Genomic DNA, 14245 nt, shown 5'->3' on the forward strand with positions numbered 1-14245 from the left:
TCAGGCCACCTCCATCGCAGGCCCCATCGTCGTCTTCACGTAGACAGTGTCGATGTTGAGCGGGCCCTTCTCGAGGTCCGCGTGCAGACGGCGAAGGATAACGTCGATGTTGTCCGAGATATCCTCGGCGGACATGTCCTCCGCGCCGACCCGCGTGTGGAACGTTCGCCGTTCCCCGCTGCGGAGCTGCACGGTGTTTTTCATGCGTTCGATGACCTCGACGACGTCGTCGTCGGGGTCGAGCGGTTCCGGCATCTTCCCACGCGGACCGAGGACGGTCCCGAGGTAGCGACCGATGTCCTGCATCATGCCCTTCTCTGCGATGAAGAAGTCAGTGTCATCGGCGAGGTCCTTGGCGGCGTCGTCATCGCCACCCAGTTCCTCGAGTTCGTCCTCGTCGAGTACGTCGTCTGCGACTTCCTCGGCACGGAGGGCGGTTTCGCCCTCGGCGAAGACCACAATAGTGGTCTCCTGGCCGGTGCCAGCAGGAAGCACGACGGACTCGTCGACGCGGTTCGACGGGTCGTTAAGATCTAAGTCGCGCAGGTTCACAGCGAGGTCGACCGTTTCGCGGAAATTCCGCTCAGGTGCGTCCTCGAGTGCGCGCGAGACTGCGTTCTCTATTTCCTGATCTGCCATTGTTCACCTCCGTAGTACGCCAATCGGCTTCTACGGGTCAGTGAAACAGGCGGATGCCTGTCTCGTGCGGGTAGACGCCAATGCGACACTTAAACCCGTCGAACCAGCCCAAGGGCCGCTGACGGGCGTGTTTCCGGTTCTCAGGGACCAGTCGGTGACGGGGGTCCCATCGACTGTGCAGTGGCTCAACAGCGTCAAAAGCAAGGGAAAACACACGCCAGTCGCACAGCGGTCCGACTTACGCCTGTGCTTCGGCCGCGAACACGTCGTCGTACTCGCCCGCGTCGATGCGTTCCTTGAATTCGCGTGGGTTCTCGCCTTCGATAGTGACACCGAGGGAGGTGCACGTCCCGACGACTTCCTTTGCAGCGTTCTTCAGGTCGTAGGAGAGCAGGTCGGGATGCTTCTGCTCGGCGATCTGTTTGACCTGGTCGACGGAGAGGTCAGCGACGAAGTCCTCTTGCGGTTCGCCGCTGCCGGTCTCGAAGCCGGCCTCGTCCTTGATGAGTTCGGCCGTCGGCGGGACACCGACCTCGATCTCGAAGGAGCCGTCGTCGTCGTACTCGACGGTGACGGGGACTTCGGTGCCGTCGAACGCTGCCGTCTGGTCGTTGATTTCCTGTACGACTGCCTGCACGTCCACCGGTGTCGGGCCGAGTTCCGGACCGAGTGGCGGGCCAGGGTTGGCCTCCCCACCGGGAACGAGGACTTCGATAGTTCCAGCCATACATAGTGGAATCCTCGCGGCAGTTTAAAGGATTGCGTTTCACGGATCGCTGCGTGAGGCCTCCACACGCACGAACGCTCACCGTTTGGAACCAACAAACAAGAGGTCAGCGCGGCAAAGAATAGAATCCCAGTCAGTTCAGGCGAACGTCACGCCGTGTCGTGCGAGGAAATCGCTCGCGTCTTTGATCTCGACCGGGGAGCCGATTATCCGAACCTGTTCACCTTCCTGATGAACGCTCACAGTGAACCGCTGTTCCAACTCCTCGCGAATCCCGTCGAGCGCACCGACTGGCAGCAGTATCTGCGTGCTGTCGCGGAACCGACTCGCCGCTCCCATTATCGACACATGACGGAGGATACCCTATAGGTGTGTCGAATTACATGAGGGTCGTTTGACCATTCTGAACGGCAGGACAACTGCGTCGACCCGGGCCGATGGGGTGGCGTCGGCGAGGGAGGAAAGCCTTATTCGGTGCGAGGGGCCGACATACACTTAATGGGGCTCGAAGAGGAGATTCAGGAACTCGAGGACGAAATCGCCAGCACTCCCTACAACAAGTCTACAGAGGCCCATATCGGTCGGCTGAAGTCCAAGCTCGCGGAGAAAAAGGAGAAGCTCGAACAGCAGGCTTCCTCGGGCGGCGGCGGTGGCTACGGCGTTGAGAAACACGGCGATGCGACCGTCGCGCTCGTCGGGTTCCCCAGCGTCGGGAAGTCGACGCTGCTGAACGCACTCACAAACGCCGAGTCCGAAACGGGAGCCTACGAGTTTACCACACTTGATGTCTACCCGGGAATGCTCAAGCACAAGGGAGCGAACATCCAGATTCTCGACGTTCCCGGTCTCATCGAAGGGGCTGCTGGTGGTCGCGGTGGCGGCAAGGAGGTGCTGTCCGTCGTCCGGACTGCGGACCTCATCGTCTTCCTCATCTCCGTCTTCGAGATCGACCAGTACGACCGACTCAGCGAAGAACTGTACAAGAACAAGATCCGACTCGACCAGGACCCGCCGTGGGTCAACGTCCGGAAGAAGGGCAAGGACGGGATTTCGGTCAACACTGCCTCCGGCGTCGAACTCGACGACGAGACGGTCAAAGCCGTTCTGCGCGAGCACGGCTACGTCAACGCCGACGTCACCATCGGCGAGCAGATCGACATCGACCAGCTCATCGACGGCGTGATGGACAACCGCGTCTATCTGCCCTCCCTCGTTGCTGTCAACAAGGCTGACCTCATCGAACCCGACTACCTGCCCAAAGTCGAAGACGAGCTCCGGGAGCGTGACATCGACCCCGACGAAGCAATCTTCATCAGCGCCGAGGAAGAGAAAGGGCTCGATAGCCTCACCGAACGCATCTGGGACGAACTCGGCCTGATCCGGATCTACATGGACAAGCCGGGCCGCGGTGTCGACCGCGAGGAACCGCTGATACTCCGCGAGGGCGACACCGTCGACGACGCCTGCGAGAAACTCGGCGGGAGCTTCGACGAGCGCTTCCGATTCGCTCGTGTGACCGGTCCAAGCGCCAAGCACGACGAACAGCAGGTCGGGCGCGACCACGAACTCGCTGACGAAGATATCTTGCGGATCGTCGCTAACCGCTAGGTTGTCGCGCGTCGGTTCTCGCGTGCACGCGAACAACTGAAAAGAAAGGGTCCCACGGAAGAACAATCCTGTGGAGGACCGCTACCGCATAGCGGAGTAGATGCGTTCATTGGTGTGGAACCCTGCTACCAACTATGGACCGCGGTCCCAGACGCCGTCTTATCGCCGTCGTTGTTGCCGGCCTCGTCCCCTGGACAGTGGTGCTAATTGGAAAGGAACTGACGCTCGTCTTCTCGTTTGGCCTGTTCAACACGAACCCGCCGGAGTTGCTCTCGGTCTACAGCTACTTCATCCGCTTTACCAGCGCACTCCCGCAGTTTATCGAATCGTGGGGTTCGGGCGTCCTGCTGTATGCCTTTGCTCTAGCCAGCGCCGTTGCCGGTGTCGTCTGGCGTGAGGATGTTCGGGTGACCGCCCTCGCACTCGCAGGTGCGGGTCTGACGCAGTTTCCGGTGTTTCTGGGATTCAACAGGCGGCTCAACTACGTGGCTGTCCCGGTCGGCTCCCTTGTCCTGCTTATCGTGGTCTGGTGGTACTACCTCCCGGCTATCCGAGCGGACACGGCGACGGAGTGAGCCGCGGTATCGAATCCGGACGGAACCACCTGTGGCGGTAGCCTTTTCGCTCGCTCGCACCATGTGCCGTGTATGTGGTCACTCGATCATACGATGATGCGCGTCGAGGATCTGGACGCGTCGCTGGACTGGTACCAGACGTATTTCGATTACGAGGAGAAGGGCCGCTGGGAGGCCGACACCTTCACGAACGTCTTCCTCGGTCCGGAGGACGTCCACGATGATGGTGCCCTGCTCGAACTCACGTACAACCACGACGGGCGCTCGTACACGATGGGTGACGCGTGGGGACACATCGCCGTCCGCTGTGACGACGTGTACGAGGCCTACGACGAGCTGATGGACGCCGGCGTCGAGGACTACCGCGACCCGGACTCCTGTGGCGGCTCCTACGCCTTCGTCACGGACCCCGACGGTCACGAGATCGAGATCGTCGAACGGGACCACGGCGCGAAGTGGTCGCTGGACCACACGATGATCCGTGTCGAAGACGCCGAACAGGCTATCGGCTGGTACACCCGAAAGCTCGACTACGACCTGTTCCGCCGCGAGGAGTTCGACGACTTCGCCCTGTACTTCCTCAAGCCCGAGGATGCCCCAGAAGAGGCGATGTCGGTCGAACTCACCTACAACTACGACGGCCGGTCGTACGAACTCGGCGATGCCTGGGGGCATCTCGCGGTTCGAACCGATGACCTCCATAGCGCGTGGGAGACGCTGATGGGTCGCCACGCCGAGGATTACCGCGACCCCGAGAGCTGTGACGACCGCTACGCGTTCACCAAAGACCCCGACGCCCGCGAAATCGAAATCGTGACCAACTGACGGCACTGGTCGGTACTAACCATCTGTTCTAATCTATTCTCGCGCGGTAGCTGTCAGAAGGAGATTCGTCTACGGAGTCGTTCCTGAGCGAGCAGTGAGGATCTGTGAAGCCCTAGCGTCTCAGGCCAGCGATACCATCTCCGATACGTAGCTCTGGGCCGTCAAACGCCCGAATGCCGATCCTGTGCTATGACCTACAAGCTGCTTGGACCACATCTAATCGCCTCAGATGGCGTCTTTGGGGCTTGACTATTCATGACAATCAGATTTCCTAACCACAAAACATATACAACAGACACCTATCGTTTAGACTGTACCCCTACCCATGACGCCAGAAGTGAGTACGCCGGTTCGGTCTATGCGTGGCCACGGTGGCCGCGTTCCGACCAGGTGGAAAACTGCTGGGGTCGCCCGATAGCAAACACAAACTATGACAGGAAATTCAGACAAGGTTCGCAGCCTGTTCCTGACGGCGCTGATGGTCTTCTCGGTATTCGCCGGGACCATCGCGTTCTCCGGTGGCGCAGCCGCCGCCGCGAACGTCAGCGTCGAACAGGCAGCAGAATACGATAGCGGGACAGTCGAATTGGCACTCAATGGTTCAACCGGTAGCGCAGTCACGACGGGAGACATCGACATCTACATCGACGGAAACGAGAACCCGAGCAACTACGGTGTCTCGTCAGTCGACGGGACTGACGACGGGACGACTGGACGCCTCCAGTTCAGTCTGGACCAGGACGTTCAGCCGAACCGGAACCTGACCGTCGAGGTTTCAGGTCTCACCGGCGGTGACAACACGGTCGTCGCTGAGGACATCGACGTGACGTCCCAGACGATTGTGGCCGACGATAGCTCGGGCGACACTAACGCCTTCCGCGGTGAAGTCCTGGCTATCCGAGCCGACGGCGGCGAAGGTGACGCTGACGATGCTACCTCGAGTACTCAAATTGTAGTCGAGGACTCGAACGGCGCTGTCGTCACGCAGGACACTTACACAGCCAACAGCAAAGTCTACACCTACGAAACGGAAAACCTCGACACTGGTGAAGAATACGAGGTCACCGTTGGTGGTACTGCGGACGAAAACATCACCATCAGCAATCTCGATCTCAATGTGAACATTGACGACGATGTCGGCGACGGTGCCAACATCGACGACACGGACACGCTTGCGGTCAACGTCTCGACCACGCGTGGTGGCGAGCCGGCCAACGCAACGCTGTTCAACGAGGACGACGACAAGGTTGCCACGCAGATCAAGAGCCTGAAAGGTAACGAGAACGTCGTGTTCGACTTCGGTAACCAGAGCGCCGACGACAGTCCGTACTACGTCAAAGTGACGGACAACCAGACCGGCGTCTCCGCCGAATCCGACCAGATCAACGTCTCCGAGTCCGGTGAGGGTGACGCCAGCTTCGAGACTTCCACCGTACAGGATGAAGTCGGTGACGTCACCAACATCACCGTCCAGATGGGTAACACCGAGAACGCCGTCATCAACGTCGGCAGCCAGAACGACGACAACTACGTCATCCAGGGTCAGCTCGAGGACGACAACGGTGACGGCGAAGTTACCGTTCAGTTCAACAGCTACACCGCTGGGACCGACAACAACAACACGGTTCTTACCGTCCCCGGTGACGACGACCTCGATGAAGTCGAAGAGAAGGGAAGCTTCACCGATAGTAGGAACAGCTTGGACGAAGATGTACTGGAACCACAATCCTACTCGATAAACGTGACCGCCGGGACCTCCCCGGATGTCACCAGTCCTGATACGGTTGGGACGCTACGTCTCAACGAGAATTCCGTCGAGAGTATGCAGACCTGGGTTGCACCGAGCGACGCAGATATCGACGACGAGGATATCGACATCTACGACCGCATCGGTGAGAACCTCACGCAGTCCGACGACGTCGCAGTCGAAGATGTCGTCGTCCACGAAATCCAGGCATCCGGTATCGAGGGTGCGCTCGAATACGAGCAGGAAGACAACGGGTCTTCCGACGTGACTGATGCGTTCATCGCAGCTGCCGACACCACGCCGGACCGTATCAACGACGACACGAGCGCCTCCGGCCTCCAGCTCTACGTCAACCGGACCGACGTCGGTGCAAACGCTGACGCAGATCCGATTAACTTCGCCAACAGCAGTAGCGCAGTGACCGTCGTCGACGACCCGGACAACAACACCTACTTCGTCGCCCTCGACACCGAGGACGTCGAGTTCGAGTCCGGTAACACGATCACTGAGGAAGAGGACACGGAAATCAACGCCACCTTCTCCGTGCAAGAAGGTCCGCTGACTGACGACTCTTCGAGCGAAAGCGAGCTCTACACCACGTCTGAGCGGAACGCGGAGCTGAATCTTGACGACGACGGCTTTGTCACCGTTGGCGCCGCCGCCGGACAGACAGTGAGCGGCGATACGAACGTCGCCCCCGGCTCCGAGCTCGAAGTCGAAATGGAATCCGAGAGTGAGGCGAACCCATTCGTCGAACGACCGGAAGCAACTGTTGGTCCGAACGGCACGTACGTCGCTACGGAAGACTTCAGCGACTACTCCGCTGGAACGAACTTCACCGTCCAGACGCTGGATGTCGACGGTGACTCCGACTTCAGCGACGAGGAAGACGGCCGCATCGTCGAAGCCGATACGGCCACCGTGAGCATCAGCGATCAGGAGTCCGACGGTAGCGAAGTCGTTGTCGACAGCGCACAGCTGTCCAGTGGCGGCTTCATCGCTATCCACGCCGGTGACGCATCCGGTGACGTCGTCGGCAACTCGGAGTACCTCGAAGCAGGTACGTACAATGACCTCACGATCACGCTCGACGAGCCGATGGACGAGAACTTCACTGCGGTCGCGATGCCGCATCAGGACACCAACGGCAACGAAGCGTACGACTTCCCCGGCGATGACGGTCCGTACACCCAGAACGGCTCCGCCGTGACGGACAGTGCGAACGTGACCGTCTCCGCCGAAGAGCCTGAGGACACGCCCGAAGACACGCCTGAGGACACGCCCGAAGACACGCCTGAGGACACGCCCGAAGACACGCCTGCGGACACGCCTGAGGACACGCCGGACACTGGAACCGCGACCACCGAAGCGGAAGGTCCCGGCTTCACGGCAGCCATCGCGCTCATCGCGCTCGTCGCTGCTGCGCTCCTCGCTGTCCGACGCGACAACTAACCGGAACCACTCCGGTCCCTGAACACCGTTCTTTCTTTCGCACGCTACGTGAAGAGTGCAAACAGACTGCAGATCGACTCGGGGACTCGTAGTTTACTCAGACACGATTCCGTCCGCTTCTGAACGGCTAACTGCCCCATCGGCAGTCGTGACTGGATCACAGTCGAACGCTGGCCCAACGCGGCAGTAACCCAGCGCCTGCCGGACACCTCCTCGATGTCCGCCACTGCGAGGGTGGTTTCGGTAACGGTTTGGGACCCGTCCGTAGTCGAGTGATGGAACAACCGCCGGTCGAATCGGGAGGCGTGTTTCTCAGATCTGGTCCCAGGAAAGAGTCAAATAAATATCCAGAATAAGAGTACATACCATTTCAAAATAATTATTACCTGACAGCAATGTGTAATTTGGATGTAACCTTTATCCATAAAGCATTTACCGCACTTCGGGTAATGTACCGATACCCCTACCCATGACGCCAGAAGTGAGTACGCCGGTTCGGTCTATGCGTGGCCACGGTGGCCGCGTTCCGACCAGGTGGAAAACTGCTGGGGTCGCCCGATAGCAAACACAAACTATGACAGGAAATTCAGACAAGGTTCGCAGCCTGTTCCTGACGGCGCTGATGGTCTTCTCGGTATTCGCCGGGACCATCGCGTTCTCCGGTGGCGCAGCCGCCGCCGCGAACGTCAGCGTCGAACAGGCAGCAGAATACGATAGCGGGACAGTCGAATTGGCACTCAATGGTTCAACCGGTAGCACAGTCAATACGGGAGACATCGACATCTACGTCGATGGCAACAAGAACCCGAGCAACTACGGTGTCTCGTCAGTCGACGGGACTGACGACGGGACAACTGGACGCCTCCAGTTCAGTCTGGATCAGGACGTTCAGCCGAACCGGAACCTGACCGTCAAGGTTTCAGGTCTCACCGGCGGTGACAACACGGTCGTCGCTGAGGACATCGACGTGACGTCCCAGACGATTGTGGCCGACGATAGCTCGGGCGACACTAACGCCTTCCGCGGTGAAGTCCTGGCTATCCGAGCCGACGGCGACACAGACAATGACGATGCTACCTCGAGCACGAAGATTGTGGTCGAGGACTCGAACGGCGCTGTCGTCACGCAGGACACTTACACAGCCAACAGCAAAGTCTACACCTACGAAACGGAAAACCTCGACACTGGTGAAGAATACGAGGTCTCCGTCGCTGGTGACGCGGACGAAAACATCACCATCAGCAATCTCGATCTCAATGTGAACATTGACGACGATGTCGGCGACGGTGCCAACATCGACGACAAGGACACGCTTGCGGTCAACGTCTCGACCACGCGTGGTGGCGAGCCGGCCAACGCAACGCTGTTCAACGAGGACGACGACAAGGTTGCCACGCAGGTCAAGAGCCTGAAAGGTAACGAGAACGTCGTGTTCGACTTCGGTAACCAGAGCGCCGACGACAGTCCGTACTACGTCAAAGTGACGGACAACCAGACCGGCGTCTCCGCCGAATCCGACCAGATCAACGTCTCCGAGTCCGACGACGGTGAGGCAAGCTTCGAAAGCTCGACCGTTCAGGACAACATTGGCGACGTTGTCAACATCACGGTGCAGGTTGACAACACCGAGGACGCCGTCATCAACATCGGCGACGAGAACGACGACAACTACTACATCCAGGGCCAGCTTGAGGACGACAACGGTGACGGCGAAGTTACCGTTCAGTTCAACAGCTACACCGCTGGAAACTACAGCGATAGTACGGTTCTCAGCGTGCCTGGTGACGACGACATTGACAACATCAAGGAGGGTGGCGACTACACCCGAGGTAGCCTGAGTGGAGACACGCTCGAAGCAGGCTCCTACTCGATGAACGTGACCGCCGGGACCTCCCCGGATGTCACCAGCCCCGACACGGTTGGAACGCTCCGACTCAACGAGAACTCCGTTGAAAATATCCAGACGTGGGCTGCACCGAGCGACGCAGATATCGACGACGATGATGTCGACATCTACGACCGCATCGGTGAGAACCTCACGCAGTCCGACGACGTCGCAGCTGAGGACGTTGTCGTCCACGAAATTCAGGCATCCGGTATCGAGGGTGCGCTCGAATACGAGCAGGAAGACGGAAGTGCCTCTGATGTTACTGAGGCGTTCATCGCAGCGACCGATACCACGCCATACCGCATCAACGACAGTGACGCGACGACGTCCGGTCTTCGACTCTACGTCAACCGGACCGACGTCGGTGCAAACGCTGACGCGAACCCGATTGACTTCTCGAACAGCAGTGACGCGGTAACTGTTGTCGACGACCCGGACAACAACACCTACTTCGTCGCTGTTGACACGAGCGATGTTGTGTTCGAAAACGGCAAGACGATTGTCAAAGAAGAAGACACGCGCCTCAACGCTACCTTCTCCGTCCGAGAAGGTCCGCTGACCGACGACCGGAACAGCGACAGCGCGATCTACACCACGTCCGAGCGCGACGCCACACTGGACCTTGACGACAGCGGCGTCGTTACGGTCTCGGCCGCCACTGGTCAGGAAGTGACCGGTGAGACGAACGTCGCACCTGGCTCCGAGCTCGAAGTCGAGATGGAGTCCGAGAGTGACGCGAACCCGTTCGTCCTCCGCCCCGAAACTGATGTCGCCGCTGACGGTACGTACACCGCCACGGCCGACTTCAGCGACTACTCCGCTGGAACGAACTTCACCGTCCAGACGCTGGACGTCGACGGTGACTCTGACTTCAGCGACGAGGAAGATGGCCGTATCGTCGAAGCCGACACGGCTACTGTGAGCATCAGCGAGCAGGAATCCGACGGTAGCGAAGTCGTCGTCGACAGCGCACAGCTGTCCGAGGGTGGCTTCATCGCAATCCACGCCGGTAACGCATCCGGCGACGTCGTCGGGAACTCCGAGTACCTCGGGGCAGGCAGCCACGAGGACATCACGGTTACGCTCGACGAGCCGATGGACGAGGACTTCACTGCGGTCGCGATGCCGCACCAGGACACCAACGGCAACGAAGCGTACGACTTCCCCGGCGATGACGATCCGTACACCCAGAACGGCTCTGCCGTGACGGACAGTGCGAACGTGACCATCGTCGAGGAAGAGCAGACTGAAGCACCGGACACGGAAACCGAAACGGAAACCGAAACGGAAGCCGAAACCGAAGAGGAAACTGACGCACCGGCAACCGATGAGCCGGCAACCGATGAATCCGAGACCACCGCCGCGGAAGGTCCCGGCTTCACGGCAGCCATCGCGCTCATCGCACTCGTCGCCGCTGCGCTCCTCGCTGTCCGACGCGACAACTAACCGGAACAGCTCCGGTCTCTGAACACCGTTCTTTCTTTCGCGCGCTACGTGGGTAGCGGCGGCACTGTCGATAGGTCGGTCTGACGACGACACCGCACAGTAGCGCAACGACAAAACATATACGCCGGTTTGGCCAACGTACGAGCAATGAGTGAGACAGTCCTGCAGGCAGGCGTCGACATCGCTGGACTGTCGTTCGACCCGGTCACAGTCTCGGAACCGCTGATGTGGCTCGTTCTCGCGGCGTTTCTGGGAAGCGTGGCTGTCGCCCAGTACGACGAGCGACTGGCCCGTCCCGTCGGAACAGTCGGCTGGGCTTTGTTCGCAGCATACTGGCTCGTCTTGGCCCCGCATTTCATTCTGATACAGAAGAGCGTCGTCGAGGGCTTGGGGAGCGTCATCGCCGTCCCCCTGTCGCTGTACACCGGCTATCTGCTCTGGAACGGCCGCGAGTCGCTGCTGGTGTTGACCCGGGCAATCGGCCTCATGGGCGTCATCTACGTACCGTTTCTCACCATCGGGCCGCTCCGCCAGACCATCATCGAGATCGTCACCGGGCAGGTCTCCTTCCTCATGACCGTCCTGGGCTACGACCCGGTGGTAGTCGACGGGCTCTCGCACAACGGCATCGATATCGCCTCGAAGCAGTACCCCTACGAAAACACGTTCTGGTTCGGCGGGAACGAGCGGCCGATAACGTACACCATCATTCTGGCCTGTACGGGTATCGGGAGTATATCTATCTTCGCCGGCGGAATACTGGCGGTCAAGGCGCCGTGGCGGCGGAAGCTCCGCGTGCTGGTCGCGGCTGTCAGCATCATCTACGTACTGAATCTGATTCGGAACCTCGGAATCGCGCTGGCTTTTGGCCTGCAGAAGGCGCAGTTCTTCCCGGGAACGGTCATGGCGCTGTTCGGCCTCAGCGACGCACAGCTGGTGTCCTACTACATCGTCGACCGGATTCTGGCGCAGTTCGGCTCCGTCATCGTTCTCGTCGGGCTGACGTGGGTGCTGATGCGGGAGCTACCGGAACTCACGGTCATCGTCGAGGACCTCCTCTTCCTGGTGACTGGCACGGAGTACGACCTCGGAACGGCGTTCGAAAAGAACCAGTCGGAGTCGGGTCCTGCAACGCCTGGTGACGACTGAACTGCGTCGGGAGGAACGGCCGTTATTCTAATTCTGCTCCAGCAATCGATTCCAGTGCGTCAGCTTCGAGCGGGTGGAGCGAACCGGGAATGACGAGCAGATGTAGCGGCTCGCCGAATGACTGTGCGGCGAGAGCGTCGAGCGTATCGGCGGCCACCAGCGGGTCCGGGCTACCGGCTCTGGCCACGACGACGCCGAGCGTGTCGGGGAACGGCTCGGATAGCATGGCGGCGGCCTTGCTGGCAGTCATGTACGTGTCGTCACTCTCGTCCCAGTGGGGGTCGTCGACCTTGATGTCGAGATAGACCAGCGTGTGCAGGTCCCGCTCCCGGTTGTCCTCGATGGTGGCGACGACGCTGTCCGGAACGCCGTCACCGCCGTGGGCGTCCTCGAACGGGAGCGTCGTGGCCTTCCCGAAGCGGTAGTTCTGTAAGCCAGTCAGTGAGCCGGCGGCCGTCTGGGCTGTCGTTCCGTGGACGATTCGGGTTTCGATACCGCGGTCAGCAGCGCGGAGTCGGAGGTCGGTGTGTGTCGTCGAGACCATCGTATCCCCGGCAGTACAGAAGACGACATCTTCGCTCTCGGCGGCTTCGAGAATCGGTTCGGGGTCCTGCTCGATGCCGGCGCGGTCCCTGACTTCGATACTCGTCTCCAGTACGTCCTCCAGCGTTTCGAGGTCGGTACCAACCAGCCGGCTCGTGTAAAACTCCGCGAACACCCGGTCGGCGTCTCGGATGGCGTCGCGGCCGGCGACCGTGACCGAGCGCTCGTCGTAGAGGCCCAGCCCGACGAATGTGAGCATATCCGGAGTGGGGCGCCGTCGGGCATAAAGGGCGCGAAGCGTCAGGCTTACCGCCCGCGGTCGGGGAGAGAGAGTATGGGCGTTCCCTGCGTTCGCGTTCCCCGCGAGGCCGGCGAAGAGACGCGCCAACGCCTCGCCGAAGCAAACCTCGTCGACGACGGCTACGACATCACGGTCGTCGACGGGCAGCTATACGTTCCCGTCACCGACCCCGAAGCAGTGCCGTCGGACTTCGTCGTCGTGGAGGCAGACCCGCCGGTCCGCGAGGGCCAGACGATGCCGGCCGACGGACTCGACTTCGACCCGAGCTACGAGCGCATCGGCGACGTCGCGATTGTCGACGAGGACGACGCCGACCGGGCGCGGGCGATTGCCGACGCGATTATGGATTCAGACCTGCCCGTGCGAGCGGTGTTGAACCGCGCGTCGAAGATCAAAGGCGAACAGCGGGTCCGGGACTGGGACGTACTCGCTGGTGAGGGGACGGAAGTCACTCACCGGGAGTACGGCTGTACGTTCGACCTCGACCTCGCCGAGGTGTACTTCTCGCCGCGGCTGGCGACAGAGCGCCATCGTGTCACCGAACAGGTCAGCGAGGGCGAGCAGGCCTTCGACATGTTCGCGGGCGTCGGCCCGTTCGCGATTCCGTTCGCCAAACGCGGCGCGACCTGCGTCGGAACAGACATCAACGAGACGGCAATCGAGTACCTCCGGGCGAACGCACAGCGCAACGGCGTCGCCGACCGCGTGACGGGCATCTGTGGCGACGTACGAGAGGTCGCCGGAGAGTACGAGGGCTGGGCCAACCGCGTCGTGATGAATCTGCCCCATAGCGCCGACGAGTTTCTGGAGACCGCCGTCCGCCTGGCGGCTGACGACTGTGTCTTTCACTACTACGATATCCAGCACGAGGACGACCTGTTCGGGCCCGGCGAGCGAGCGATACGGGCGGCTGCGGAGCCGGCCTACGACGTGACGGTCGAAACGCGCCACCCCGTTCGATCGTATGCCCCGAAGGAACACAACGTCGTTCTCGACGTTCGACTGACGCGCTGAAACGAACAGTTATGTTCATTCGTCTGATGGTGGGGAATAGTAGCAGATGGAGGTGAGCGAGGATGACGACATCGACATCCACGACATCTCGCCGACAGCGTGGCGTCTCCTCCGCGTTGCGGCGGGGTTCGGCCAGCGGGAGATTGAAGTGGAAATCGACGACATCATGCAGGCTCACATCTCGATGCTGGAGAACAACAACCGGAGTCTCTCGGAGCAACGACTCGAAGTGTTGTTCGAACTGTACCGGTCGGAACTGACCAACGAGCAGGTGCGCGTACTGGTTTCGAACTTCTAACCATGACCGAACAGACATCCAACGGACGCCGAG

At 60.5% G+C, this 14245-nt stretch carries 12 protein-coding genes; 8 read left to right on the forward strand and 4 right to left on the reverse strand.

Annotation, left to right across the window (positions count from 1 at the left end):
- The 3 genes from Har1131_RS07865 to Har1131_RS07875 form a co-directional block, all read right to left on the reverse strand.
- Positions 1-639: a 50S ribosomal protein L1 gene (locus Har1131_RS07865; RefSeq protein ID WP_014040758.1), complete on the reverse strand. Its 639-nt coding sequence runs from the start codon at positions 637-639 to the stop codon at positions 1-3.
- Between the two features lie 238 nt (positions 640-877).
- The gene (locus Har1131_RS07870) at positions 878-1366 is read right to left on the reverse strand and encodes a 50S ribosomal protein L11 (RefSeq protein ID WP_004591731.1); all 489 of its coding nucleotides are present in this window, start codon (positions 1364-1366) and stop codon (positions 878-880) included.
- 138 nt (positions 1367-1504) lie between these two features.
- Complete coding sequence (locus Har1131_RS07875; RefSeq protein WP_004591733.1) at positions 1505-1705, reverse strand: hypothetical protein; 201 nt, start codon at positions 1703-1705, stop codon at positions 1505-1507.
- A 159-nt stretch (positions 1706-1864) separates the two neighbouring features.
- Between Har1131_RS07875 and Har1131_RS07880 the strand changes: the two genes are divergently transcribed.
- From Har1131_RS07880 to artA, 6 genes are all read left to right on the forward strand, one after another.
- Positions 1865-2974 (forward strand): GTP-binding protein, encoded by a 1110-nt coding sequence (locus Har1131_RS07880; RefSeq protein WP_014040756.1) that lies wholly within the window; start codon positions 1865-1867, stop codon positions 2972-2974.
- Positions 2975-3108: 134 nt separating this feature from the next.
- On the forward strand, positions 3109-3549 hold the full coding sequence (locus Har1131_RS07885) for a TIGR04206 family protein (RefSeq protein ID WP_014040755.1): 441 nt from the start codon (positions 3109-3111) through the stop codon (positions 3547-3549).
- Between the two features lie 72 nt (positions 3550-3621).
- Positions 3622-4374 (forward strand): VOC family protein, encoded by a 753-nt coding sequence (locus Har1131_RS07890; RefSeq protein WP_014040754.1) that lies wholly within the window; start codon positions 3622-3624, stop codon positions 4372-4374.
- Between the two features lie 430 nt (positions 4375-4804).
- Positions 4805-7573, forward strand: coding sequence for a BGTF surface domain-containing protein (locus Har1131_RS07895; protein ID WP_151145846.1), 2769 nt, complete (start codon positions 4805-4807; stop codon positions 7571-7573).
- 574 nt (positions 7574-8147) lie between these two features.
- Positions 8148-10907 (forward strand): BGTF surface domain-containing protein, encoded by a 2760-nt coding sequence (locus tag Har1131_RS07900; protein ID WP_151145849.1) that lies wholly within the window; start codon positions 8148-8150, stop codon positions 10905-10907.
- Positions 10908-11054: 147 nt separating this feature from the next.
- Positions 11055-12056, forward strand: a complete 1002-nt coding sequence (artA, locus tag Har1131_RS07905) for an archaeosortase A (RefSeq protein ID WP_014040751.1) — start codon at positions 11055-11057, stop codon at positions 12054-12056.
- 22 nt (positions 12057-12078) lie between these two features.
- Here the strand turns inward: artA and dph5 are convergent, their stop codons facing one another.
- Positions 12079-12858 (reverse strand): diphthine synthase, encoded by a 780-nt coding sequence (gene dph5, locus Har1131_RS07910; protein WP_014040750.1) that lies wholly within the window; start codon positions 12856-12858, stop codon positions 12079-12081.
- A 75-nt stretch (positions 12859-12933) separates the two neighbouring features.
- On the opposite strand from dph5, the gene Har1131_RS07915 reads away from it, so the two are divergent.
- A complete protein-coding gene (locus Har1131_RS07915; protein ID WP_050036746.1) occupies positions 12934-13914 on the forward strand; it encodes a class I SAM-dependent methyltransferase family protein in 981 nt (326 codons plus the stop codon).
- A 46-nt stretch (positions 13915-13960) separates the two neighbouring features.
- On the forward strand, positions 13961-14212 hold the full coding sequence (locus tag Har1131_RS07920; protein ID WP_151145853.1) for a hypothetical protein: 252 nt from the start codon (positions 13961-13963) through the stop codon (positions 14210-14212).
- Positions 14213-14245 lie beyond the last annotated feature (33 nt).

Source organism: Haloarcula sp. CBA1131 (genome assembly GCF_008728975.1).
GTDB lineage: Archaea > Halobacteriota > Halobacteria > Halobacteriales > Haloarculaceae > Haloarcula > Haloarcula hispanica.